We start from the raw sequence: 23,851 nt of genomic DNA on the forward strand, positions 1-23,851 counted from the left end.
GGCTCACCCCTCTCCGGGGCTGCGCCCCATCGACCTTGCGCCGGCCGGTCGGCGGGCGCCCGTTCTTCCCCTGGGGCACCCGGGAGTCGATGGACTCGGGTTGCCGCGCGACCGGCCAGGTACCGACAGTCGCGACTCGTGAACGTGATACCCACCGTAGTGAGGGCGGGCGACATCGGCGTGGGCGGTGGTCTCGAGACGCGTCGCCCCTGCAGGGCGGCGCTCCTCGACCACCTGCGGGAAGGCGGGCGGCGCTCCTCGACCACCTGAGCAGCCCGAACCCGGCGGCTACAGCTCCAGGAAGTCGCGGATCCACGCCCGAGCCGCGAGCAGCGTCTCGGCATCCGCTCGCCCCGCGTGGCCGACGATGCGGTCGCGGGAGACCGTGCGCACCTGCTCGGTCATCGCCCACGATCTCGACGGCAACCCGCCGCCGGCGACCGGCACGTGGTTCGGCCAGCCGCGGTCGACGCTCGTCAGGGGCACCACGATCGCGAGCGCGTCCACCTGCTGCAGATAGTCGGCGCCGGCGACGACGAGCGCCGGGCGGCGCCCCGCCTGCTCACGGCCGACGGCGGCATCGGGGGCCACCCACACGAGGTCGCCGGGGGAGAGCTCAGGCATCCACCGCATCCCACGCCGCGGACTCGTCGCGATAGCTCTGCATCAGCTCAGGCGGCGTGCTGCGGATGGCGAACCCGAGCGCCTCGAAACGGCGGCGGCGGTCGTCGAGCTCGGCGAGGCGGGCGAGGTGCTCGCCGAGCGTGAGGTTGGCCGCGGATGCCTGCGATTTGAGGCGATCGCGGAGCTCGGTGGAGACCTTGATGGTCGTGGGCATGCTCGGAGCATACCGAGAGTATGACATCCCATCAATACATAAATTAATGAAGAAAGCCCTTGACATCGGATGTTTCCCTCCGCCAGGGTGAGTTCCGATTCTTTCGAGCAAAGGGGCCTGATGAATCTCACGCGATCCTCGTCGTCCGCGCGCGGGCGTCTCGCATTGGCGATGACGCTCAGCTTCCTCCTCGCTCTCGGGCTTCTGATCCCGGGATCCGTGCCGGCGGCGAACGCCGCAACAGGTCGCGAGCTGCACGTCGCCACCACGGGCGCCGACAGCAACCCCGGCACCGCCTCCCAGCCGTACCGCACCATCAACAAGGCCGCGCAGGAGGCGCAGGCGGGCGACCGCGTGGTCGTGCACGCGGGCCTCTACCGCGAGACCGTCAAGCCCGCCCGCGGCGGCACCGACGAGAACAACCGCATCACCTACACGAGCGCCGGCGACGGCGAGGTCGTGATCAAGGGATCCGACGAGATCAACACCTGGGCCCCGTACAACGGCAACACCTGGCGGGTCGTGCTGCCCAATAGCTACTTCGGCAGCTACAACCCCTACGCCACCGGCCAGCCGCAGGGCGGCGGCGGAGGCACCTTCCCCGGCTACAACGCGGGCGACGTCTACCTGAACGAGCAGGCCTACTACGAGAAGGCCACCCTCGCCGCCGTGCAGTCATCCGCGGGCAGCTGGTACTCCGAAGTCGCGGGCGGCAACACCACCATCTACGCCAACTTCGACGGCAACAACCCCAACGACAAGCTCGCCGAGATCAACGTGCGCCGCCAGGTGATCGCCCCGGACGTGTGGGGGCTCGGCTACATCACCATCCACGGCTTCACCGTGAAGCACGCAGCCGGCACCTACTCCGACTTCCCGAGCAACCCGCCCCGCCAGCAGGCCGGCGCCATCAGCGTCTCGGGCGGCCTCAAGTGGATCATCGAGAACAACATCGTCGTCAACGCGCGCACCATCTGCATCGACATCGGTCTCGGCAGCGACGAATGGGCCGGCAACCGTCCCGGCAACGTGCGCACCAACTTCCACAACACGAGCGCCTACGGCTCGCACATCGTGCGCAACAACTACCTCGGCAAGTGCGGCCAGTCCGGCGTCGCCGGCGTCTTCTCCTGGCACTCGCAGATCCTCTACAACATGATCGAGGACACCAACTACCGCAACGAGTTCAGCGGCGCCGAGACCGCCCCCATCAAGGTCCACTACATGAACGAGGGCCTCATCAAGGGCAACTACATCAAGAACTCGCAGGGCGGCAACTCGGCCGGCATTTGGACCGACTGGGGCAACCAGAACACCCGCGTCACCGGCAACATCGTGGTCAACACCCCCTGGGGCTACTACGCCGAGGCGGTGCACGGGCCGATCCTCGTCGACAACAACATCTTCATCGGCAACCGCGACATCCGGATGCTGGATGCCACGGGCATCGTCTACGCGCAGAACCTCTTCCTCGACAACGGCAACATCAACGTCGACGGCGGCGGGCGCGACGCCTACTACTTCCAGCCGGGCACCATGAACGAGACCACCAAGCTCACGAGCCCGCAGACCTTCCACTGGTTCAACAACCTCGTGCAGGGATCCACCCTGCCGAACAACGCCACCGGCAAGACCCAGATCAAGGAGGGCAACGCCACGGGCGTCATCTCGGGCGTCAGCTACACCTCCACCAACACGAGCATGACGCTCGACTTCACGCTCAACGCCTCGGGCATCACGGGCCTCACCCCGGTCACCCAGTCGCGCGTCGGCACCATCCCGAACGCCAACCAGAGCATCCCGGCGGATGTGAACACCGACTTCTTCGGCCGACCCGTGGTCGCGGGTGCGGTCAAGGCCGGCCCGTTCGCCGACGTGAAGAACGGCGCCAACCACTACGTGCTGTGGCCGCCGGCCGGGCAGACCATCCCCACCCCGCCCGCCCCGCCGAGCGACGTGCCGGTGAACCTGGCGCTCAAGGCGGGCGTGCAGGCCACTGCCTCCTACCAGAGCGGCAGCTACGCGCCCCAGAACGCGATCGACGGCAACGGCTCCACGCGCTGGTCGAGCGACGGCAGCGGCGACAACAACGCCTGGCTGCAGGTGGATCTCGGCGCCCGCTACACGATCACGAACGTGGGCCTGCAGTGGGAGGCCGCCTACGGTCGCGGCTACAAGATCCAGGTGTCCGACAACGGCCAGAGCTGGCAGGACGCCTACTCCACCACCACCGGCGCCGGCGGCACCGAGACGGTGAGCGTGCGCAAGGACGCCCGCTACGTGCGGATGCAGGGGGTCACCCCCGCCACCGCGTGGGGCTACTCGCTCTACGAGTTCCAGGTGTTCGGCACCCCGATCGCACCCGTCGTCGCCACCAACCTCGCCCTCAACCGCCCGAGCTCGGCCTACACCGCCTCCTCGCAGTCGAACGACGGCAGCGGCGAGACCAACAGCCAGCCGCAGAACGACCGCTCGGCCTTCCGCGCCTTCGACGGCAACACCGGCACCCGGTGGGGGTCGAACGGCGGCAACACCAACTGGCTGCAGGTGGACCTCGGCTCGAGTCAGAGCATCGGCCGCGTCGTGCTCAAGTGGGAGGCCGCCTACGCCTCGCAGTACCTGATCCAGGTGTCCGACAACGGCAGCAGCTGGAGCACGGTGCACACCCACAACAACGCTGCCCCGACGGGCGATCACGTCGACGAGATCGCGCTCACGACCCCCGCGAACGGACGCTTCGTGCGGGTGCAGGGCCAGCTCGCGGCCACCCAGTGGGGGCTCTCGCTCTACGAGTTCGAGGTGTACGGACCGGGCGCGACCAACCCGAATCCTCCGACGAATCCTCCGACCAATCCGCCGACGAACCCCTCGGGGCCCGTCGCACCGCTCCCGAGCAACCCCGCCAAGACCGCGGCGTCCACGAGCTACCCGCAGAGCTACGGCGACTGGGCCAACGGCCTCCTCGCGGGCAACGGCAAGCAGGGCATCATCGTGTTCGGCAACCCGCGCGACGAGACCGTCGTCGTCACCGACCGCGACTTCTTCATGGCGCGCAGCGAAGCCCGCCCCCACCGCACCTTCAACACGGTGAGCCAGGCGAACATCGACCGCATCCGCGACCTGCTCATCGCCGGCCAGTACCAGCAGGCCAACCAGCTCGCGGCCGACGTGCAGGGCTACCAGGGCGGCGGCGAGGGCAGCAAGCATCCCGGCTACAAGATCACCCTGCAGCTGCCCGCCAACGGCGCCGTCAGCAACTACCAGCGCTCCACCGACTACGAGAACGGCGTGGTGGGCGTGAAGTGGACGGATGCCGCGGGCGAGTGGCGCCGCGAGTCGTTCGTCTCGCGCACCGACGGCGTGACCGTGCAGTACCTTCCCGCCCCGAGCGGCCAGCAGCGCTTCAGCGTGACCCTCGGGCAGTCGATCGATGCCGGCATGAACCTGCTCAACAAGGGTCTCGTCGCCACCGACAACTCGAGCGTCGACTACCTCGACCTGCGCGTGAAGTACCCGAACGGCAGCTACAACGCCGGCTACGAGGGCGTCACCCGGATCGTCACCGACGGCACCAAGACCAAGAACGGCAACCAGGTGACCGTCTCGAACGCGAGCTACGTGATGCTGCTCACCCTCACCCAGCGCTACGACGGCACCTACCAGGGCGGCGTCACCGCCGAGACGGAGTGGAGCCGCCAGCAGCTGCAGGCGCGGCTCGGCGCGATCACCGCCGACTACTCGACCCTGCGCGCGCGGCACGCCGCCACGCACCGCGAGATCTTCGACCGCGTGTCGATCGACTTCGGCGCGAGCGCCGCGGATCGCGCCAAGTCGAACGAGACGCTGCTGGCCGAGCAGAAGAACGCGGGCACGCTGAGCCCGGCACTCGCCGAGCGGATGTTCTACGTGGGCCGCTACACGCTGCTCGGCTCCGGCAACGAGAGCTACGCTCCCGACCTGCTCGGCAACTGGACCGGCGACAGCAACGTCGGCTGGGACGGCTACTACCACCTCGACGCCAACCTCAACCTGCAGATCTCGAGCGGCAACATCGGCAACATGCCCGAGGTGATGGCGGGCTACTTCGCCCTCAACCGCCAATGGCAGGCCGACTTCCGCACCAACGCGCAGAAGCTGCTCGGCACCCGCGGGATGCTCACGGGCGGCAACACGCCCAACGGCGAAGGCCTCATCTCGAACATCAACTTCGACTACCCCTACCAGTACGTGACAGGCGGGGAGTCCTGGCTGCTGTATCCCTTCTGGGAGCACTACGAGGTGACCGGCGACACCCAGTTCCTCGCGGACCAGTACTACCCGCTCATCCGAGACATGGGGGACTTCTACGAGGACTTCCTCAAGAAGAAGGACGCCAACGGCAACTACATCTTCGCCGGCTCGATCTCGCCCGAGAACCGCCCGGCGGGCGGGGTGCCGCTGTCGGTCAACTCGGTGTACGACATCTCGGGCGCCCGGTTCGCGCTCACCACGCTCATCCAGACCGCGAGGACGCTCGGCCGCGACCAGAACAAGATCCCGGTCTGGCAGGAGCTGCTCGACCACCTGCCGCCCTACATCGTCAACAACGACGGGGCGCTCGCCGAGTGGGCCTGGCCCGATCTCGCCAACAAGAACCAGTACCAGCACCGCCACTCGAGCGGACTCATGCCGGTGTGGCCGTACCGCGAGGTGACCCCCGAGAAGAACAAGCAGCTGTACGACGCCGCGAAGGTGTTCCTGCAGAAGAAGGACCAGGGCAGCTACGAGAACGCCGGCCACGGCCTCCTGCACGGAGCGCTCATCGCCGCCGATCTCAACGACGCCGCCTCCGTCAACGCCAAGCTGCTGCGGTTCGCGAAAGACGACTACTACTACTCGAGCCTCGCCACCTCGCACTACAACAACCACGGCACCTTCGCGACGGATGTCGTGAACTCGGTCCCGACGGTCATGATGGAGATGCTCGCCACGTCCGACCCCGGCACGCTCGAGCTGCTCCCGGCACTGCCCGCGAACTTCACCACGGGTTCGATCAAGGGGATGCTCGGCAAGAGCCGGTTCACGATCGACGACCTCAGCTGGAACACCACGGCCCGCACCATCCAGCTGACGATCACCTCGGACATCGACCAGGACCTCACGCTCATCCAGCGTTCGGGCATCCAGTCGATCACGAGCCCGAACGTCACGGTGCTCAGCTCCCCGATCGGCGGCAACGGCCGCGTGCTCAAGCTGAAGGCGGGGCAGACCGCGACCTTCGCGATCACCCTCGGATCGGCGAGCACGAGCAACAACCTCGCGCTCGGCAAGCCGGCCACCGCGTCGTCGTCCTCCAACGCCGACCAGTCCGCGGCGGCCGCCTTCGACGGCAACCTGTCCACCCGGTGGGCGGCCAGCCAGAGCGCCACCAACTGGCTGCAGGTCGACCTCGGCGCCACCACGGCGATCGGCTCGGTGCAGCTCAACTGGGAGGCGTCCTACGCGAAGGCGTACCGCATCCAGGTGTCGAACGACGGCGCCAACTGGAACGACGTCTACACGCAGAACGACGGCCACGGGGGCACCGAGACGATCCCGCTGAGCACCCAGGGCAGATACGTGCGGATGCAGGGGGTCGCGCTCTCGGGGCAGTGGGGGTACTCGCTCTACGAGATGGCGGTGTACGCGCCGACCGCGCCCCCGGCATCCACCAACGTCGCCCAGGGGAAGACCGCGACCGCCTCGAGCAGTTCGAACGCGCAGCAGTCGGCGGCCGCCGCGGTCGACGGCGATCTCGGCACCCGCTGGAGCGCGAGCGAGTCCGCCACCAACTGGCTGCAGGTCGACCTGGGCGCGAACTACGCCCTCAACCGGGTGACCATCGAGTGGGAGGCGGCCTACGCCACCGGCTACAAGCTGCAGCGCTCGCCCAACGGCACCACCTGGACGGACGTCTTCACCGAGACCGCGGGCAACGGCGGCACCGACGACATCCCGATCACGGCCACCACGCGCTACCTGAGGATGCAGGGGGTCACGAAGGCCACCCCGTGGGGCTACTCGATCTACGAGCTGCGCGCCTACGGGGTTCCCGCGGGGTGACGGCTCACCCGACAAGGGGTAGACGAAACGGTACGAAAACCGCTCGAAACCGCTATCATCCGTGGTCAAGGGGTGTGCCATGGACCGTCCGTATGGGTCGTACGCCGACGTACTGCTCAAGCAGCGATACCGCCCGGGAGGCGTCATCGGTCGCGGGGGCATGTCGAAGGTGTACATCGCGCGCGATGAGCAACTGGGCCGCGACGTCGCGCTGAAACTGTTCTCCGCCATCTCGCACGGCACCGACTACTCGGTGCACGCCGCCGAGCTGCGGGTGCTCGCCGGACTCAACCACCACGGCATCGTCACCCTGCTCGACGCCGGAATCGACGACTCCGTGCCCACCGAGCCGCACCCGTACCTCATCATGGAGTTCGTCGAAGGCAACGACCTCGAGTACGCCCTCAAGGCGGGCCAGGTGCCGCCGCGCGCGGTCGCCGAGATCGGCTACGACCTCGCCGAGGCCCTCAGCTACGTGCACGGGCGCGGCGTCGTGCACCGCGACATCAAGCCCAGCAACGTGCTGATCGTGGACTACGGCACCGGAGACGCGCGCTCGCGCGCCCGGCTCACCGACTTCGGCATCGCCTTCGACACCGCCGCCGCGCTCGGCCCCGAAGAGACCAACACCACCGGCACCGCCGCCTACCTCAGCCCGGAACAGGTGCTGCGGGATCTCGTCGGCCCGGCATCCGACATCTACTCGCTCGGCCTGCTGCTGCTGGAGTGCTTCACCCGCAAGCTCGAATACCCGGGCGACCCCTCCACCTCGGCCGTGTCGCGCCTCAAGCGCGACCCGCGGATCCCGGTCGAGCTGTCGAGCGCCTGGCGCAGCCTGCTGGGCGCGATGCTGCAGCGCGACCCCGCCCAGCGGCCCGCCGCGCGCGACGTGCTGCTCGCGCTGCGGCACATCATCGTCGAAGAGTCCGGCCGGCACCGCAGCCGCCCCATGCCGGTGCCGATCGAAGAGCCGGCCCGGATGAACGCGGTGCGCCGCTACGAGGCCTTCGCCGACCCCAGCCCCGAAGCATTCGACCGGATCACGGCCCTCGCGCGCCGCATCTGCGACACCCCGGTGTCGATCGTGAGCATCGTCGAGCACGATGTGATCCGCTTCCTCTCCCACCCCGGCACCGCGCTCACCGAGCTGCCGCGGGAGGACGGACTGTGCTCGTCGATCGTGTTCCACGACGAGCCGTGGGTGATCGAGAACGCGCTGCTCGACCCACGCTCCGCCGACAACCAGCTCGTCACGGGCGAACTGCAGGTGCGGTTCTACGCCGGCGTGCCGCTCAAGTCGCCCGACGGCTACAACATCGGCGTGCTCTCGGTGGCCGACTTCGTATCACGCACCCTCACGGACGCCCAGCTCGCGAGCCTCAGCGACCTCGCGGCACTCGTCACCGACGAGTTCGAGCTGCAGGTGGCCTCCAAGAGCCTCGTGAGCGAACTGCGCCCCCTCGAGGATGAGGCGACCCCTGCCATCCGCTACCCGCACGCCGTGTAGGCGACGCCGGATGCCCAGGAATAGCACCCGACTGCATGCGGTTTCATGAGACCGTGACCCTCGAACTCGGACTCGACACCTTCGGCGACATCACCGTGGACGCCGACGGCAACCGGCTCAGCGGCGCCCAGGTGATCCGCAACACCGTCGAGCAGGGCGTGCTCGCCGACACGCTCGGCGTCGACGTGTTCGGCATCGGCGAGCACCACCGCGACGACTTCGCGGTGAGCTCGCCCGAACTGCTGCTCGCCGCGATCGCCGCCCGCACCACCCGCATCCACCTCTCCACCGCCGTCACCGTGCTCTCCTCCGACGACCCGGTGCGCGTGTACGAGCGCTTTGCCACCCTGCACGCCATCTCGAACGGGCGTGCCGAGATCACCCTCGGACGCGGATCGTTCACCGAGTCGTTCCCGCTGTTCGGCTACGACCTGCACGACTACGAGATCCTCTTCGAGGAGAAGATCGAACTGCTCGCCCGCCTGCTCGCCGAAGGCCCGGTCAGCTGGCAGGGCAGCACGCGCGCCCCGCTCAACGAGCAGGAGGTGTACCCGAAGACCGAAGGCGGACCCATCCGCACCTGGGTGGGCGTCGGCGGATCGCCCGAATCGGTCGTGCGGGCCGCCCGCTACGGCTTCCCGCTCTCTCTCGCCATCATCGGCGGCGACCCGGCGCGCTTTCAGCCCTACGTGGACCTCTACCACCGCGCCCTCGCCCAACTGGGCCGGGATGCGCTGCCGGTGGGCGTGCACTCGCCCGGATTCATCGCCGACACCGACGAGGAGGCCCGCCGCATCGCCTGGCCGCACTACCGCGCGATGGCGGAGCGGATCGGGCGCGAACGCGGCTGGGGTCCCATCACGCAGGAGAGCTTCGACCGCGAGATCGAGACCGGCTCGCAGTACGTCGGCTCGCCGGAGACCGTGGCGCAGAAGATCGCGAACACGGTGCGCACCCTCGGGGTGCAGCGCTTCGACTTCAAGTACGCGAGCGGCACCGTGCCGCACGAGAACCTCATGCACGCGATCGAGCTCTACGGCGGGGTCGTGGTGCCGCGGGTGCGGGAGCTGCTGGCTGCCGGTGAGTGAGGAGCGCCGCGACGCGCCTCGACATCACCCGCATCGGCGAGGCTGACGGCATGAGCATCCTGCGCCACGCGGCCGCCATCGTCGGCGACTTCCCCAACGCGTTGCGGTTCCGGGCGCGGGCGCTGCGCGACTGGCCGGTGCCGTCACGCTACGCGGAGGGCGGCCGCGCCCCCGTGGTGCTCGTGCCGGGGGTGTACGAGACCTGGCATTACCTCCGGCCGGTGGCCGATGCGCTCAACGTGGCCGGGCATCCGGTGCACATCGTGCCGGGCCTCGGCATCAACCACCGCCCCATCCCCGAGACGGCCGCGCGGGTGTGGGCGCGCATCCGCGAACTCGAGCTGCGGGATGTCGTGATCGTCGCCCACTCGAAGGGCGGCATCGTCGGCAAGCACCTGCTGGCGCGCGACGACGTGGAGGGGCGCATCGCCCGGGTGGTGGCGATCGCCACCCCCTTCCACGGCTCCCGGATGGCGCACCTCGCGGTGCCGCCCGCGATGCGCGAGTTCCGCCCCGTGGTGCCGGTGATCGCCGAGCTCGAGCGGGAGGCGGCCGCGAACGCGCGGATCGTGTCGATCGCGCCCGCCTTCGACCCGCACATCCCCGAAGGCTCGGCGCTCGACGGCGCCCGCAATCTCACGGTCGACGTGACCGGCCACTTCCGCATCCTGCACGACGCCCGGCTGCCGCTGCTCGTGGTGGAGGAGGCCGGGCGCCCGTAGCCGTGGTCCGGTCCGGCCCGGTCCCCACCGCACCCCCCTCCGCGTGATTTCGCAACTCAGGAGAATCGCGTGGCCGCGGATCGGTCATGGGCGGATGCGGGCGGATCTCCTGAGTTGCGAAAACTGGGTTGCGGAAACGGAGTTGCGAAAACGGGGTTGCGGAAACGGGGTTGCGGCCGTGGTTGGCTCGCTCAGGCGGCGAGCACGAGCAGGGCGCCGTCGACGAGGGCACCGAGGATGACGAGGCGGAACAGGGTGCGCGTGCCGCGACCGCGCAGGGCGAGCACGAGTCCGAGCCCGGCGATGGCGGCGCCGGCCGTGAGCCCCGCGAGGGCGAGGGGACCGAAGCCCAGCTCCGCGGCGAGGGCGGCGCTCGCGGACGCGAGGGCGAGGAAGGCGATGCTCGCCGATGCTCGCATCCCCATCCGATGCCCGAGCCCGACGACGCCCGTGCGACGGTCGGCATCGAGGTCGGGCAGCACGTTGGCGAAGTGCGCGGCGAGGCCGAGCAGCGCGCCGGCGGCGACCACCCAGCCCGACGGCCAGTGCGGCGCGTCCGCGGCGAGGGTGACGAGCGCCGGCAGCAGCCCGAAGCAGACCACGTAGGGCAGCGGCGAGAGCACGGTGGATTTGAGCCACGCGTTGTACGCCCACGCCGTCGCGAGCAGCCCCGTGTGCAGGGCGAGCGCAGCCCAGCCGAGCGGAACCGTGAGCAGCAGGGCGAGTGCCGCGAGGGCGAACGCGAGGTTGCGCGCGGACCGGGGCGGGACGTCCCCGCGCGCGACCGGCTTGTCGGCGCGGCCGGATGCGCGGTCGCGGTCGGCGTCGATCCAGTCGTTGGACAGCCCCACCGAGAGCTGATCGGCGAGCATGGCGCACCCGAGCAGCGCCACGCGCCAGCCGTCAAGTGCGCCCGCGACCCCCAGCAGCACCGTGATCGCGGTGACGGCGAGCGCCGGTCCCGGGTGCGTCGCGCCCGCGTAGGAGCGGATCCGGGCCGGCATGCGCCCAGGCTAGCCCCGCCGTCCCCCCTCCGTCCCCACCCCAGAAATGCAGGAGAATCGACGCCCGGGCCGCACCCCACCCTGTCGGCGCAGGGGGGATCCGCCGAAGCTCCTGCATTTCTGGGGTGGGAGGACGAACGGGTTCGGGGCCGGAAGGTCGCGATTCGGTAACGGATGCGAGCGGATGCGGGGCAAATCGGGGCCGGATGCGGGCCGGATGCGGGGCTGCGGTCGGGCGCCAGGAACGAATCTCGCAACTTCTTGCGTGGATTGCATAGAATTGCGGCATGTCGAGCCGTCTTGCCGAAGTCGCTCAGAAGGTCGGAGTCAGCGAAGCCACCGTGAGCCGCGTGCTCAACGGCAAACCCGGCGTGAGCGAATCCACCCGCCAGGCCGTGCTCACCGCCCTCGACGTGCTCGGCTACGAACGCCCCAGCAAACTGCGCGGCGAACGCGCCCGGCTCGTCGGCCTCTTCCTCCCCGAGCTCACCAACCCGATCTTCCCCGCCTTCGGGGAGCTCGTCGGCGGTGGCCTCGTGCAGCAGGGCTACACCCCCGTGCTCTGCACCCAGACCGCCGGCGGCATCAGCGAAGCGGACTATATCGAGCTGCTGCTCGAACAGCGCGTCTCCGGCGTCGTGTTCGTGGGCGGCCAGTACTCGCAGGCGGATGCCCCGCACGAGCAGTACGACCGGCTCACCGAGCTCGGCATCCCCACCGTGCTCGTCAACGCGCGCGTGCCCGAACTGGCCTTCCCGACGGTCTCCACCGACGACCAGGTCGCCATCGAACTCGGCTGGAATCACCTGCGCCAACTCGGCCACGAACGCATCGGCATCGTGCTCGGCCCCCCGGATCACGTGCCCTCCCAGCGCAAACTCGAATCCGCACGGCGCCTCGCCGCCTCCGAAGGGAGCGAGCTGGACCCCGCCCTCGTCGCGCACTCCCACTACACGCTCGAAGCCGGTCAGGCGGCCGCCACCCGCCTCATCCAGGCCGGGGCGACCGGCATCCTGTGCGCATCCGACCCGCTCGCCCTCGGTGCCGTGCGCGCCGCCCGCCGCGCCGGCAAGAGCGTGCCCGGCGAGATCTCCATCGTCGGCTACGACGACTCCGCGCTCATGAACGCCACCGACCCGCCGCTCACCACCGTGCGGCAGCCGATCGAACCCATGGGCCGCCTCGTCATCGAACTGCTCGTCGCGCAACTGCAGGGGGCGAAGCCGGCGACCGAGGAGTACCTGTTCGAGCCGGAGCTCGTCGTGCGGGGGAGCACCGCCCGCTGGAGCTGATCGCGATACGCCCGCTTCGCGGGCACTCGATCAGCGAGAGCGCGCTGAAAGAATTGGCAAGTTTCTTGCATTCTGTTTAGTTCTTGCGTCAATCTGTCGAGTTCCATACATTGTGGTTGTCGACGCCGACCCGGGCGTCGCAACGACCCCGATAGGAACCCCGCGTGGACGCAGACGTCCTGCCGATCACGGTTGAGGCCCCCGCCGACGCCGGACACCCCGCGCCCGTCCCGACGCTCGACGATCCGGACTGGTGGCGCTCCGCCGTCATCTACCAGATCTACCCGCGCAGCTTCGCGGACGGCAACGGCGACGGCACGGGCGACCTCGCGGGGGTCCGCAGCCGGCTCGGCTACCTCAAGGCGCTCGGCGTCGACGCGATCTGGTTCACCCCCTGGTACGCGAGCCCGCTCGCCGACGGCGGCTACGACGTGAGCGACTACCGCGAGATCCACCCCGACTTCGGCACCCTCGCCGAGGCGGAGCTGCTGATCCAGGAGGCGCTCGCCCTCGGCATCCGCACCATCATCGACGTCGTCCCCAACCACATCTCCGCCCAGCACCGCTGGTTCCAGGATGCCCTCGCCGCCGGGCCCGGCAGCCCCGAGCGCGAACGCTTCTGGTTCGTCGACTCCGAGACGCTCCCCACCCGGTGGGTGTCGCCGTTCGCCGGCGAGACCTGGACCCGCGAGACCCTGCCCGACGGCACCCCCGGCCAGTGGTACCTGCACCTGTTCACCCCCGAGCAGCCCGACCTCAACTGGAACCACCCGGACGTGCGCCGCGAGCACGAGGACATCCTCAGGTTCTGGTTCGACCGCGGTGTGGCGGGCGTGCGCATCGACTCCGCGGCCCTCCTCATCAAGGACCCGGAGCTCGGCGAGGTGCCCGAGAACCCCGGCCCCGGCGAACACCCCACCCAGGACCGCGACGAGCTGCACGAGGTGTATCGCAGCTGGCGCGCCGTCGCCGACAGCTACCCCGGCACGCGCGTGCTCGTGGGGGAGATCTGGCTGCCCGAGATCGACCGCTTCGTGAAGTACCTGCGCCCCGACGAGATGCACACGGCGTTCAACTTCGACTTCCTCGCCCGCCCCTGGGATGCGCACGAGCTCCGCGAGTCGATCGACATGACGCTCGCCGCCCACGCACCCGTCGGCGCCCCCTCCACCTGGGTGCTCTCGAACCACGACGTCACCCGCCCGGTCACCCGCTACGGGCGCGACGACAGCTCCTTCGCCTTCCTCAAGAAGCGCTTCGGCACCCCGACGGATCTCGCCCTCGGCACCCGCCGGGCGCGCGCGGCGGCACTCCTCACGGCGGCGCTGCCCGGATCGCTCTACATCTACCAGGGCGACGAGCTGGGCCTGCCCGAGGCGGAGGACATCCCGCTCGCCGCCCTGCAGGACCCCATGCACTTCCGGTCGGGGGGCGTGGACCCCGGCCGGGATGGCTGCCGCGTGCCGCTGCCCTGGAGCGGCACCCGCGAGCCGTTCGGCTTCAGTTCGCCGCACGCACCGCACCGTCCCTGGCTCCCGCAGCCCCGGCAGTGGGCGCTCTACACCGTCGAGGCCGAGGAGCAGGACCCCGGTTCGATGCTCAACCTGTACAAGCGCGCCCTCGAGTTCCGCAAGGTCGACGACGCGCTCGGCGACGGACCGTTCGCCTGGCTCGACCTCGGGCCGGACGCGCTCGCCTTCCGTCGCGGCGACGACTTCATCAGCGTCACCGCCTTCGGCGCGCCCGTCGCGCTGCCTCCCCACCGCGAGGTGATCCTCACGAGCTCGGAGCTCGTCGACGCCGGCGACGGCGTCGCGCAGCTCCCCACCGACTCCACGGCGTGGCTACGACCACAGCACTAGCCCGGAGAAACCCACCCACCACATCCCAACCATGAAAGGCAAGACAATGAAGTCACCCACCAAGGTGCTCGCGATCGCGGCAGCGGTCGCCACGGTCGCTGCCCTCGCGTCCTGCTCCAGCACGGGCGATGAGTCCGGCAGCAGGGTCGAGCTCCGCGTTGCGACCTTCCCGCCCGGGGCCGATCAGGCGGCCTACGACGCGTTCGCCGTCCAGGAGGCGCAGTTCGAGAAGGACAACCCGGGCATCGACGTCATCGGCGTCGAGTACGAGTGGAAGGCTCCCACCTTCACGGCTCAGCTCGCGGCGGGCAGCCTGCCCGACGTGTTCACGGTGCCCTTCACCGACGCCAAGACGCTGCTCGAGAACGGTCAGCTGATGGATGTCACGGCCGAGGTCAAGGATCTCGGCTACGCCGACAAGTTCAACCCGATCATCCTCGATGCGGTCAAGGACTCGAGCGGCAACATCTTCGGCTTCCCGCGCCAGGCCTACGCGCTCGGTCTGCAGTACAACCGCGCACTGTTCGAAGAGGCGGGCCTCGACCCCGACTCGCCGCCCACCACCTGGGACGAGGTGCGCGAGTACGCCAAGCAGATCGCCGAGAAGACCGGCAAGGCCGGCTACGCGACGATGACCAAGGGCGCCACCGGCGGGTGGCAGCTGACGGCGCAGTCGGTCACGCGCGGCGGTTCGATGCAGGACGGCACGACCTCCACGATCGCCAACCCGGGCACGAAGGCCACCCTCGAGTACTTCCACGACCTCCGCTGGGAGGACAACTCGATGGGTGACAACTTCCTGCTCGACTGGGGGTCGATCAACCAGGAGTTCGCCGCGGGCAACATCGGCATGTACACCTCGGGCTCCGACCTGTACACGGCTCTCGTGCGCGACTTCTCGCTCGACCCGGACGTGTACGGTCTGACCACCATCCCCGTCGAGGACGGCGGCAAGGTGCTCGGCGGTGGCGACATCGCGGTCATCCCGCCGACGGTCAACGACGAGGTCAAGGCCGCGGCCGTCAAGTGGATCGACTGGTACTACATGCAGAAGCTGCTGACCGAGGAGGGCGCGGTGCGTGACGCCAAGGCGCTCGCCGACGCCGGCCAGGCCGTGGGCACCCCGGTGCTGCCGGTGCTGGACGAGGAGACCGAGGCGCAGCGCCTCACCTGGATCGAGCCGTACGTCAACGTGCCGCGCGACCAGATGAAGGGCTTCTTCGAGGGCATCGTCAACCAGACCCCGGTCGGCGAGCCGAAGCTCCACACGCAGGAGATCTACCAGATCCTCGACAACGTCGTGCAGGCGGTCCTCACCGACCAGAACGCCGACATCGACGCGCTTCTCGCGCAGGCCGACAAGGACGCTCAGGCGCTCATCGACGGTTGACCCACCGGGGCCGCCGGATCTCCCGGTCCGGCGGCCCCACCTCTCCGCCACGACCAAGAAAGCACCCGCATGACCGCGATCGATGAACGGCAGTCCCTGGAGCAGAGACTGCGTCCACGGCAGACCACCCCGCGCACGCGCGACCGATCCGTGACCGGATGGGTCCGCAAGGGCGGCCTGACCACCCTGCTGCTCGCCCTCCCGATGATCCTGATCTTCGCGGTGTACAGCTGGTGGCCCATCCTCCAGGCCGTCTGGATGAGCTTCCAGAAGACCAACCTCATCACCTACCAGTTCGTCGGCGTCGACAACTTCGTGGCCGTGCTGAGCGACCCGGTGCTCGGCATCGCGGTCGTCAACACCCTCTACTTCGCGCTCCTCGCGCTCATCTTCGGATTCCCGCTGCCGATCCTCATGGCGGTGCTCATGAGCGAGGTGAAGCGCCTCAAGGGCTTCTACTCCGCACTCGCCTACCTGCCGGTCATCGTGCCCCCGGTGGTGGCGGTGCTGCTCTGGACGGTCTTCTACAAGTCGTCGCCGACCGGTCTGTTCAACACGATCCTCGGCTGGTTCGGCATCCCGGCGCAGGGGTGGATCCAGGACCCCACCCAGGCGATGCCGTCGCTCGTGCTCGAGGCGACCTGGGCGGCCGCCGGCGGATCGATCATCATCTACCTGGCGGCGCTGCTCGCCGTGCCGCCGGAGCTCTACGACGCGGCCGAGGTGGACGGTGCGGGCATCTGGCACAAGATCTGGCACGTGACCCTGCCGCAGCTGCGCGGGGTGATCTTCGTCATGCTCATCCTGCAGATCATCGCGACCGCGCAGGTGTTCCTCGAGCCGTACCTGTTCACCTCGGGCGGCCCGAACAACTCGACGGTCACCATCCTGCTGCTCATCTACCGCTACGCCTTCGAGGGCAGTCTCGGCGGCAAGTACGGCCAGGCGACCGCCCTCTCGCTCATGCTCGCGATCTTCCTCGCGATCGCCTCGTTCCTGTACTTCAAGGCCACCCAGAAGTGGAGCACCAACTGATGAGCATCACCATCAAGCTTCCGCGACCGGGTTTCCGCGCGCGCCGCAAGCTCGACGCGGCCGACGAGCTGGATGCCGAGCGCGGCATCCTCTCGGTGCACGACCGCCGCCGTCGTCCCGTCAAGATCGGTCAGATCGCCTCCCACGTGTTCCTCATGGGCGGGCTGCTGATCGTGGGCCTCGGGCCGCTGCTGTGGCTCGCGAAGGCGGCCGTGTCGACGACCCAGGACACCCTGACCTATCCGCTGGCCTTCTGGCCGAGCGGGATCGACTGGGCGAACCTCACCCAGGCGTGGGTGGACGTGCAGGTGGGCAAGTACTTCTTCAACACGATCGCCCTCGCCCTCGGGCAGTGGGTGGTGTCGCTCGTGATCGCCACCACGGGCGCCTATGTGATGTCGATCCTGAAGCCCGCCTACGGGCGGATCCTGCAGACGGCCGTGCTCGCCACGCTGTTCGTGCCGGCGGTCGTGCTGCTCGTGCCGCTCTTCGTGACGATCGCCCGGCCGCCGATCGGCCCGAGCCTGCTCAACAACTACCTCGGCGTGTGGCTGCCGACGGCGGCGAACGCGTTCAACATCCTCATCATCAAGCGCTTCTTCGACAACCTGCCGTACGAGGTGTTCGAGGCGGCGAAGACCGACGGCGCGGGCCCGATCCGGATGTTCTGGTCGATCGCGCTGCCGATGTCGAAGCCGATCATCGGCGTGGCCTCGGTGTTCATCGTGATCGCCTCCCTCAAGGACTACCTGTGGCCGTCGCTCGTGCTGCGCGGCGTGGCCGATCTGCAGCCGCTGGGGGTGCGCCTGCCGGACATCGAGTCGCAGACCGAGCTGGATGTGACGCTCGCCTCGCTCGCGATCTCGACGCTCATCCCCTTGGTGCTGTTCCTGGTGTTCCAGCGGGTGTTCCTGCGCGGTGCCGGCCTCGGCGGTGCCGTGAAGGGCTAGGCGCAGTAGCCTCACAGCGTGCGGACGAGGGCGGCGGGGATCGGGCTGATCGTCGCCGCCCTCGCCCTGTGCGCGTGCGCCGGGCCGGCGGCTGCGCCCGTGTCGACCGCCCCGCCGCGGGCCTGGGAGCAGCCGGCGGAGCCCGAGCCGGTCGACCCGGACGCCGCATACGTGACCGCGCGGCTCGCCGAGCTGAGCGTGGTCGAGCAGGCGGCGGGCGTCATCATGATCCGCGTGCCCGGGACCGACGCGGGCGGCATCAAGGCCCGGCTCGCCGAGACCGGGGTGGGCGGGCTCATCCTCATGGGCGACAACACCGCGGGCTCGATCGAGGCCACCGCGGCGCTCACCTCCGGGCTCGCGATCGACCCCGGGCTGCCGGTGCTCATCGCCGTCGATCAGGAGGGCGGCACGGTCGCCCGGCTGCCGGATGCCGGCCCGAGCGCCCGTGCGCTGGCCGGTCAGGCGCCCGAGGCCGCCCGGGCGGCGTTCGCGGCACGCGCCGGGATCGTGGCCGCCGCGGGCATCGACGTGAACTTCGGCATCGTCGCCGATGTCACGGGCGATCGACGCTCGTTCCTCGCCCCGCGGGTCTTCGGGGCGGATGCCGCGTCGGTGAGCGCCCGGGTCGGCGAGGCCGTCGCGGGGGAGCGGGGCATCGCCCTGTCGACCCTCAAGCATTTCCCGGGGCACGGGGGCGCTCCCGGAGACTCGCACGCCGTCATCCCGCAGACCGCGATGAGCCTCGAGGAGTGGCGCGCGAGCCAGGCGCCGCCGTTCGCGGCCGGGATCGCCGCGGGGGCGGAGCTCGTGATGACGGGGCACCTGCGTTACACGGCGGTTGATCCGGCGCCGGCGAGCCTCTCGCCCGCCTGGTACCGCATCCTGCGTGAGGAGCTCGGCTTCACCGGGGTCGCCGTGACCGACGACCTCTCGATGCTGCAGGCGAGCGGCGAGCCGGGGCTCGCCGACCCGTACGCGAACGGGATCGCGGCGCTCGCGGCCGGTGCCGACCTGCTGCTGTATGTGGGGCCGGTGGATCCGGCGGAGCTGAGTCGCCGGATCGCGGCGGCCGTCGCCGACGGCACCCTGCCTGCCGCGCGGCTCGCCGAGGCGGCGGAGCGGGTGCTCACGCTGCGCCGTGCGGTGGCGCCGTCGGATGCGCCCTATGTGCGCTGCGGCGAGCTCTGCGAGATCGCCGCCCGCTGAGCGGCTCCGACCGGGAGGATGGAGCCGATCTCGCCCATGCCGCTCGGCACGGACATCGTGCCCACGCCGCGCGCCTCAGCTCACGCCCCCTGCACGAAGCGCTCGTACCGGCGGGCGGCCGCCTGCGCCGCGCGCTCGACCGTCGCCGAGAGGGGCGTGAACGGATCGAGCTCGAGCTGCGCGCCGCGGCGGCCCCGGGTGCGTCGCCAGAGCCCGACGATCTCGCCGCGCACCACGACGGTCGGCAGGAACAGGCCGTTGCCTCCCGGCACCACGGCGTCGGCGTGCTCCGCGGACAGCGCCGCCGAGCGGTCGGTGTAGCCCAGCAGGTACTCGTCGAAGCCGGGCAGCAGCTGCACCCCGGGGCGCTCCGCCTCCAGCCCGGGCCGCAGGTAGTGGGTCACCCCGTCGATCTCGAGCACGTCGAGGCGGTCGCGCACCCGGTCGACGGCGGGGCGGACCGTGCCGAGGGACAGGCCCGTCCACCAGGCCAGATCCCGGACGGTCGCCGGTCCGTGACCGTGGAAGTAGCGCAGCGCGAGCTCGTCGAGCGTCTCGTCGGGCTCCCGGGGTCGCGCATCGCGCAGCTGCTCGGCGAGCAGCGCGAACTCGGTGCGGCCCGTGAGCACGACCACGCCGCGATGCGCGAGATTGCCGAGCAGGTGGATGCCGCGCTCGCCGTCGGTCGCGACCCCGCCGTCCCGCAGCGCGGCGAGCAGCTCCACGCGGTCGGCGCGCGCACCACCGGCGAGCCGGTCGCGGGCGATGTCCGCGGCGCGCGCGAAGTCGCCCGGCTCGAGGCCGAGCCGGCGGTGGCGCCCCGCGGCGGAGCGCGCGATGCGCTCCCCGGTGAGCGACAGCATCCAGGGGAGGTCTTCTGCGGCGACGAAGTGCAGGGTGCCGCGCATCGGCCATGACCGCACGATGCCGCCCGCGCGGTGGGCGTCCTCGACGCTGCGCTCGGTGGCTCCGCGGGTGCGCAGGCCCACCGACCAGAGGGCGCCGAGGTAGTCCTGCGCCTGCACGGCGAGCAGCGATCGCACGACCTCGACCGGATCGTCGCCCGCCGGGCGCGCGATGCCCTGCGCCGCGAGCCGAAGCGCGGTGACCGTGCGGCGTCCGCGGGCGGAGAGGGTGCGCGTCACCCCGTCAGTCTGGCGCGAACCGGCGACACGCCCCGGGATCGCCTACTCGTCGTCGAGGGCGAGCGTCGGCAGTTGCACGTCGCCCAGGTCGGCGACGACCGACACCGGCTCGGCGGGCAGTGCAGGCGCCGGCTGCAGCGCCGCGACGCCGGCAACCGCTGCCCCGCCCGCCAGCACGGCGAGGGCGCCGACGCTCATCGCACGACGCACATCCAGCCGCCCCTGACGGCGCAGCAGCACGAGCGCGATCGCGAGCGCGGTCATCGCCGCCGCCGCGAGGGCGACGATCAGCAGGGCGAGCACACCGGACATGCCGGAATCCTTCGAGTGGGGGAGTCGGTGGGTGGCCGACGGGGTGGGGTGGCCCCACGCTAGCAGCCCCCCGAGCGGGGGACAAGGAACCCGCCGATCAGGCGCGCGCCGAGTCGAGCAGCCCGAGCGTCGTGAGCTCTTCGGCGAGATCAGCACCGTCGACCCCGTACACCCACGGCACCTCGCCGGCGTGCTCGTCGAGCTGCGAGCGACCGCCCGCGAGCACCGCCTCGCCCCGTGTCAGCTGCCGGATGGCGACCGCCGCCACGTTCTGCGGATGCGCGGCCGCGAACTCGCCGTAGCGCTGCTCGTCATGCTGCCCGTCGTCGCCGATGAGCAGCCAGCGCACCTGCGGGAACTCGCTCGCGAGGCGAGCGAGGTTGGCGGCCTTGTGCTCCTGACCGCTGCGGAACCAGCGCTCCGGGGTCGGCCCCCAGTCGGTCAGCAGGAAGGTGCCGCGCGGGTACAGGTGTCGCGAGAGGAACCGGCTGAGGGTGAGCACGGTGTTCCAGGCGCCCGTCGAGAGATAGATGAGTGGGCTGCCGGGGTGAGCCGCGATGAGCCGGTCGTACAGCACCGACATCCCCGGCACCGGGCGCCGGGCGTGCTCGTTGACGGCGAAGGTGTTCCAGCCGGCCAGCAGCGGGCGCGGCAGCGCGGTCACCATGACCGTGTCGTCGATGTCGGACACCACCCCGAACCGCACCGACTCGTCGACCACGAAGATCGGCGCCTCGATCGCATCCGCGCCTTCGAGGGTCAGCAGCAGGGTGCCCCAGCCGGGCGCGAGGCTCGTCGCGACCCGCGCGTCGACGACCCCGCCGCGGTCGGCGCGGATCACCTGCACCTCGTCGCCCGAGGCCACCTCGAGCACGGCATCGCTCACCGGGATGCTCGTGAAGCTGCGCCAGCCGCGGATGCTCGTGTACCGGTCCGGTGCCCGGCGCCCGGGCTTCACGAGCACGACCCGACCGAGCACGCGCGCCCAGCCGTCCCCGCCGTATCCGGGGTACGGCACGATCGTGGGCACGAACCCGCGGCGACGCGCGCGGCGCTCCCGGAACCGATGGAGCGCATCGTCGAGACGCGCCGCGAGGTGCACGCGCGCCCGGGGCTCCTCGCCGGCCGGGGGCGTCGGCGAGACCGATTCCATCCCTCCAGTGTGTCACGCCGTTCTTCCCCCCGCGTCGGGCCGCGGGCGGGCTAGAATCGCCGCGACAGCGAGGAGTACCTGTGCCCGACACCCTGACCGCGACTCGCGACCATCCCGCGACGTTGATCCGCAACGAGCCGATGCAGGCGCGCAGCACCGCGCGCCTCGCGGCCCTCCTCGACGCCGCCGCGGCGGTCGTGGCCGAGATCGGCTACGAGCGTCTGACGACGGCGATGGTCGCCGACGGCGCCGGAGCGTCCATCGGAACCGTCTACCGCTACTTCCCGGACCGGATCGCCGTGCTGCAGAGCCTCGCGGCGCGCAACGAGGAGCGGGTGACCGAGCGGGTGCTCGACGTCATCGCCGCCGAAGGCTACGACGACTGGCTCGCCGCGCTCTCGGCCGCCTTCGACGTGCTCGTCGAGCACTTCCGCACCGAGCCCGGTTTCGCCTCGCTGCGTCTCGGCGACGTGCTCGACCTGCGCCCCGCCGAGGGCTCGCCGCGCAACTCCGTCATGGCGGGAGCCATCTTCGACGCCCTCGCCGCGCGCTTCGAGCTGCCGGGCGACGACGAGTCGCGCTACGGCTTCGAGGTGGCGATCGAAGCGGTCGACGCGCTCGTCGCGCGGGCCTTCGCGCGCGACCCGGATGGCGACCCGGATCGCCTCGCCGCCGCACGGGATGCCGCCGCGGCGATCATCGGGACGTACCTGCCGCTCCCGAAGCGCTAAGCCGCGTCGTCGATCGGGTCGATCGGGTCGATCGTGTTCGCGTCGCCGTCGCCGGGGTGCGCCCAATGGCGCGCCTGGGAGCGTTCGATGAGCTTCTTGGTGACCACGACGGCCGCCAGGAACACGACGATCACGGCGACGAACAGGTAGCCCGCCCCGTGCAGCTGCTGCGACAGCTGCCGGTAGCTGCCTGCCGCGAGCGACCCGACCGTCACGTAGGCGAACGCCCAGATGACGGAGGCGGGCAGCGTCCAGGCGATGAACTTGCGGTACCGCATGGTGCTCATCCCGACCGTGACGGGCACGAGCGAGTGCAGCACCGGCAGGAAGCGCGACACGAAGACGGCGATGCCGCCGCGGCGATCCACGTAGTTCTCGGCGCGATGCCAGTTGTGCTCGCCGATGCGACGGCCCAGCCGGGATGCCCGGATGCGGGGACCGAAGAAGCGACCGAGCGCGAAGCCGACGCTCTCGCCGCCGAGCGCCCCGAGCACCACCACGACCACGAGGGCCAGATACTCCACCGGGCTGCGCACGGCCGTCGCGGCGACGATCACGATCGTGTCGCCCGGAACCACGAGCCCCACGAGCAGAGACGTCTCGAGGAAGATGCCGAGCCCCGCGATGAGGGTGCGCAGCACCGGATCGACCGACTGCACCGCATCCAGGACCGCGGTCAGCAGCTCGTTGAGCCAGTTCACCCGGCGTCCTCGTCGAACGCCGGGAGCGGGCGCCGCAGCGCGTCGAGCCGCAGCCTCCAGCGCGAGAGCCGGCCGGGCTCCTCCGCCGTCGACGCGGGACCGCCCTGCCACGCCGTCACGATGCGGATGCCGTGCAGGGCGTTGAGCGCCCACACCTCGAGCTCGTCGAGCTCATCGGGCATCGTGCGCTCCTCGGAGATCTCGATGCCGAGCGCGGTCGCGAGGGCGAGCACGGTGCGCAGGGTCACGCCGTCGACGCGCGGCAGGGTGCGGTCGGGGATGCACAGCGTGCTCCCGCGCCACCAGCAGATGCTCGTCGTGGAGCCTTCGACGATCCAGCCCTCGGGGCTCACGATGACCGCCTCGTCGGCGCCGTGGGTCTGGGCGAGGGTGCGCAGCCGGATCATGGCCGCGAGATCCGGACCCTTCACGGTGGGGGCGGTGCGCGGGTCGCGACCGGTGTGGGTGGTGAGGATGAGGGAGCGCTGCAGCGCGGGCGCCTCGCGCAAGCGGAACAGCAGCTGCGGTGCCCCGAGCTGCTCGCGCAGCTCCACGCGGGGGAACCACGAGCCCGTGCGGGGCAGTTCGGCGATCGCGGCATCCCAGAACGCGTCGAGGTCGAGCTCCCGGGCGCGGGATCGGGGAATCGAGGTCATGAACCGGCTGCGGTGCAGCTCCAGCCCGCGCACGGTGCCGTCCTCGACGAGCCACGAGTCGGCCGCCTCGATCACCGCGGGGGCGACGTCGCAATCCTCACGGGCCACGAGCGCGTCGCCCTGCCACAGCGAGGTGGTCGCCACAGGGGCGGAGGACGGTGCGCTCATAGGCTTA

General features: G+C 70.4%; 19 protein-coding genes and 1 riboswitch. Of the genes, 11 read left to right on the forward strand and 8 right to left on the reverse strand.

The window, feature by feature from the left end:
• Window positions 1–26: 26 nt before the first annotated feature.
• Window positions 27–144: riboswitch (SAM riboswitch) on the reverse strand.
• Between the two features lie 144 nt (window positions 145–288).
• Window positions 289–624 carry a type II toxin-antitoxin system PemK/MazF family toxin gene (locus tag FLP23_RS06990; RefSeq protein WP_149325190.1) on the reverse strand — a complete coding sequence of 112 codons (336 nt, stop codon included), beginning with the start codon at window positions 622–624 and terminating at the stop codon, window positions 289–291.
• Entirely contained in the window at window positions 617–838 is a 222-nt protein-coding gene (locus tag FLP23_RS06995) for a toxin-antitoxin system protein (protein ID WP_149325191.1), read from the reverse strand. Before FLP23_RS06995 ends, FLP23_RS06990 begins: the two co-directional genes overlap by 8 nt.
• A 120-nt stretch (window positions 839–958) precedes the next feature.
• On the opposite strand from FLP23_RS06995, the gene FLP23_RS12365 reads away from it, so the two are divergent.
• The 4 genes from FLP23_RS12365 to FLP23_RS07020 all read left to right on the forward strand — a co-directional run bounded on the left by FLP23_RS12365 (window position 959) and on the right by FLP23_RS07020 (window position 10,236).
• The gene (locus FLP23_RS12365) at window positions 959–6,919 is read left to right on the forward strand and encodes a discoidin domain-containing protein (RefSeq protein ID WP_210413802.1); all 5,961 of its coding nucleotides are present in this window, start codon (window positions 959–961) and stop codon (window positions 6,917–6,919) included.
• 79 nt (window positions 6,920–6,998) lie between these two features.
• On the forward strand, window positions 6,999–8,426 hold the full coding sequence (locus FLP23_RS07010) for a serine/threonine protein kinase (RefSeq protein WP_149325192.1): 1,428 nt from the start codon (window positions 6,999–7,001) through the stop codon (window positions 8,424–8,426).
• A 35-nt stretch (window positions 8,427–8,461) separates the two neighbouring features.
• Window positions 8,462–9,514, forward strand: coding sequence for an LLM class flavin-dependent oxidoreductase (locus FLP23_RS07015; RefSeq protein WP_149325193.1), 1,053 nt, complete (start codon window positions 8,462–8,464; stop codon window positions 9,512–9,514).
• Window positions 9,515–9,564: 50 nt separating this feature from the next.
• Window positions 9,565–10,236, forward strand: coding sequence for an esterase/lipase family protein (locus tag FLP23_RS07020; RefSeq protein ID WP_149325194.1), 672 nt, complete (start codon window positions 9,565–9,567; stop codon window positions 10,234–10,236).
• A gap of 191 nt (window positions 10,237–10,427) precedes the next feature.
• Here the strand turns inward: FLP23_RS07020 and FLP23_RS07025 are convergent, their stop codons facing one another.
• A complete protein-coding gene (locus FLP23_RS07025) occupies window positions 10,428–11,240 on the reverse strand; it encodes a UbiA family prenyltransferase (protein WP_149325195.1) in 813 nt (270 codons plus the stop codon).
• Window positions 11,241–11,527: 287 nt separating this feature from the next.
• On the opposite strand from FLP23_RS07025, the gene FLP23_RS07030 reads away from it, so the two are divergent.
• The 6 genes from FLP23_RS07030 to FLP23_RS07055 all read left to right on the forward strand — a co-directional run bounded on the left by FLP23_RS07030 (window position 11,528) and on the right by FLP23_RS07055 (window position 18,978).
• Window positions 11,528–12,532: a LacI family DNA-binding transcriptional regulator gene (locus FLP23_RS07030; protein ID WP_149325196.1), complete on the forward strand. Its 1,005-nt coding sequence runs from the start codon at window positions 11,528–11,530 to the stop codon at window positions 12,530–12,532.
• A 185-nt stretch (window positions 12,533–12,717) separates the two neighbouring features.
• Window positions 12,718–14,394: a glycoside hydrolase family 13 protein gene (locus FLP23_RS07035; RefSeq protein WP_210414026.1), complete on the forward strand. Its 1,677-nt coding sequence runs from the start codon at window positions 12,718–12,720 to the stop codon at window positions 14,392–14,394.
• 46 nt (window positions 14,395–14,440) lie between these two features.
• Complete coding sequence (locus tag FLP23_RS07040; protein ID WP_149325198.1) at window positions 14,441–15,784, forward strand: ABC transporter substrate-binding protein; 1,344 nt, start codon at window positions 14,441–14,443, stop codon at window positions 15,782–15,784.
• A 69-nt stretch (window positions 15,785–15,853) separates the two neighbouring features.
• A complete protein-coding gene (locus FLP23_RS07045) occupies window positions 15,854–16,819 on the forward strand; it encodes a carbohydrate ABC transporter permease (RefSeq protein WP_149325199.1) in 966 nt (321 codons plus the stop codon).
• Window positions 16,819–17,769 carry a carbohydrate ABC transporter permease gene (locus FLP23_RS07050; RefSeq protein ID WP_149325200.1) on the forward strand — a complete coding sequence of 317 codons (951 nt, stop codon included), beginning with the start codon at window positions 16,819–16,821 and terminating at the stop codon, window positions 17,767–17,769. The genes FLP23_RS07045 and FLP23_RS07050 overlap by 1 nt, the downstream gene beginning before the upstream one ends.
• Window positions 17,770–17,787: 18 nt before the next feature.
• Entirely contained in the window at window positions 17,788–18,978 is a 1,191-nt protein-coding gene (locus FLP23_RS07055; RefSeq protein ID WP_149325201.1) for a glycoside hydrolase family 3 N-terminal domain-containing protein, read from the forward strand.
• Between the two features lie 80 nt (window positions 18,979–19,058).
• Here FLP23_RS07055 and FLP23_RS07060 read toward each other — a convergent pair whose 3' ends face one another.
• The 3 genes from FLP23_RS07060 to FLP23_RS07070 form a co-directional block, all read right to left on the reverse strand.
• Window positions 19,059–20,123 (reverse strand): winged helix DNA-binding domain-containing protein, encoded by a 1,065-nt coding sequence (locus tag FLP23_RS07060; RefSeq protein ID WP_149325202.1) that lies wholly within the window; start codon window positions 20,121–20,123, stop codon window positions 19,059–19,061.
• Between the two features lie 42 nt (window positions 20,124–20,165).
• Window positions 20,166–20,435: a hypothetical protein gene (locus FLP23_RS07065; protein WP_149325203.1), complete on the reverse strand. Its 270-nt coding sequence runs from the start codon at window positions 20,433–20,435 to the stop codon at window positions 20,166–20,168.
• A 97-nt stretch (window positions 20,436–20,532) separates the two neighbouring features.
• A complete protein-coding gene (locus FLP23_RS07070; RefSeq protein WP_149325204.1) occupies window positions 20,533–21,588 on the reverse strand; it encodes an App1 family protein phosphatidate phosphatase in 1,056 nt (351 codons plus the stop codon).
• Window positions 21,589–21,668: 80 nt separating this feature from the next.
• Between FLP23_RS07070 and FLP23_RS07075 the strand changes: the two genes are divergently transcribed.
• Window positions 21,669–22,319, forward strand: a complete 651-nt coding sequence (locus FLP23_RS07075; RefSeq protein WP_246139928.1) for a TetR/AcrR family transcriptional regulator — start codon at window positions 21,669–21,671, stop codon at window positions 22,317–22,319.
• Here FLP23_RS07075 and FLP23_RS07080 read toward each other — a convergent pair.
• Both FLP23_RS07080 and FLP23_RS07085 read right to left on the reverse strand, forming a co-directional pair.
• Window positions 22,316–23,020 carry a DedA family protein gene (locus FLP23_RS07080; RefSeq protein ID WP_149325205.1) on the reverse strand — a complete coding sequence of 235 codons (705 nt, stop codon included), beginning with the start codon at window positions 23,018–23,020 and terminating at the stop codon, window positions 22,316–22,318. The two genes, FLP23_RS07075 and FLP23_RS07080, sit on opposite strands and share 4 nt — an antisense overlap.
• Window positions 23,017–23,844: an aminotransferase class IV gene (locus tag FLP23_RS07085; RefSeq protein WP_149325206.1), complete on the reverse strand. Its 828-nt coding sequence runs from the start codon at window positions 23,842–23,844 to the stop codon at window positions 23,017–23,019. Before FLP23_RS07085 ends, FLP23_RS07080 begins: the two co-directional genes overlap by 4 nt.
• Window positions 23,845–23,851: the final 7 nt, after the last annotated feature.

This window comes from Protaetiibacter larvae (assembly GCF_008365275.1).
Lineage (GTDB): Bacteria > Actinomycetota > Actinomycetes > Actinomycetales > Microbacteriaceae > Homoserinibacter > Homoserinibacter larvae.

Excerpts from the sequence above, each read along its gene's own strand:
- FLP23_RS07015 (WP_149325193.1), top strand. The coding sequence starts at position 8,462 with ATGCGGTTTCATGAGACCGTGACCCTCGAACTCGGACTCGACACCTTC.
- FLP23_RS07025 (WP_149325195.1), bottom strand. The coding sequence starts at position 11,240 with ATGCCGGCCCGGATCCGCTCCTACGCGGGCGCGACGCACCCGGGACCG.
- FLP23_RS07045 (WP_149325199.1), top strand. The coding sequence starts at position 15,854 with ATGACCGCGATCGATGAACGGCAGTCCCTGGAGCAGAGACTGCGTCCA.
- FLP23_RS06995 (WP_149325191.1), bottom strand. The coding sequence starts at position 838 with ATGCCCACGACCATCAAGGTCTCCACCGAGCTCCGCGATCGCCTCAAA.
- FLP23_RS06990 (WP_149325190.1), bottom strand. The coding sequence starts at position 624 with ATGCCTGAGCTCTCCCCCGGCGACCTCGTGTGGGTGGCCCCCGATGCC.
- FLP23_RS12365 (WP_210413802.1), top strand. The coding sequence starts at position 959 with ATGAATCTCACGCGATCCTCGTCGTCCGCGCGCGGGCGTCTCGCATTG.
- FLP23_RS07040 (WP_149325198.1), top strand. The coding sequence starts at position 14,441 with ATGAAGTCACCCACCAAGGTGCTCGCGATCGCGGCAGCGGTCGCCACG.
- FLP23_RS07020 (WP_149325194.1), top strand. The coding sequence starts at position 9,565 with ATGAGCATCCTGCGCCACGCGGCCGCCATCGTCGGCGACTTCCCCAAC.
- FLP23_RS07070 (WP_149325204.1), bottom strand. The coding sequence starts at position 21,588 with ATGGAATCGGTCTCGCCGACGCCCCCGGCCGGCGAGGAGCCCCGGGCG.
- FLP23_RS07030 (WP_149325196.1), top strand. The coding sequence starts at position 11,528 with ATGTCGAGCCGTCTTGCCGAAGTCGCTCAGAAGGTCGGAGTCAGCGAA.
- FLP23_RS07065 (WP_149325203.1), bottom strand. The coding sequence starts at position 20,435 with ATGTCCGGTGTGCTCGCCCTGCTGATCGTCGCCCTCGCGGCGGCGGCG.
- FLP23_RS07010 (WP_149325192.1), top strand. The coding sequence starts at position 6,999 with ATGGACCGTCCGTATGGGTCGTACGCCGACGTACTGCTCAAGCAGCGA.
- FLP23_RS07050 (WP_149325200.1), top strand. The coding sequence starts at position 16,819 with ATGAGCATCACCATCAAGCTTCCGCGACCGGGTTTCCGCGCGCGCCGC.
- FLP23_RS07085 (WP_149325206.1), bottom strand. The coding sequence starts at position 23,844 with ATGAGCGCACCGTCCTCCGCCCCTGTGGCGACCACCTCGCTGTGGCAG.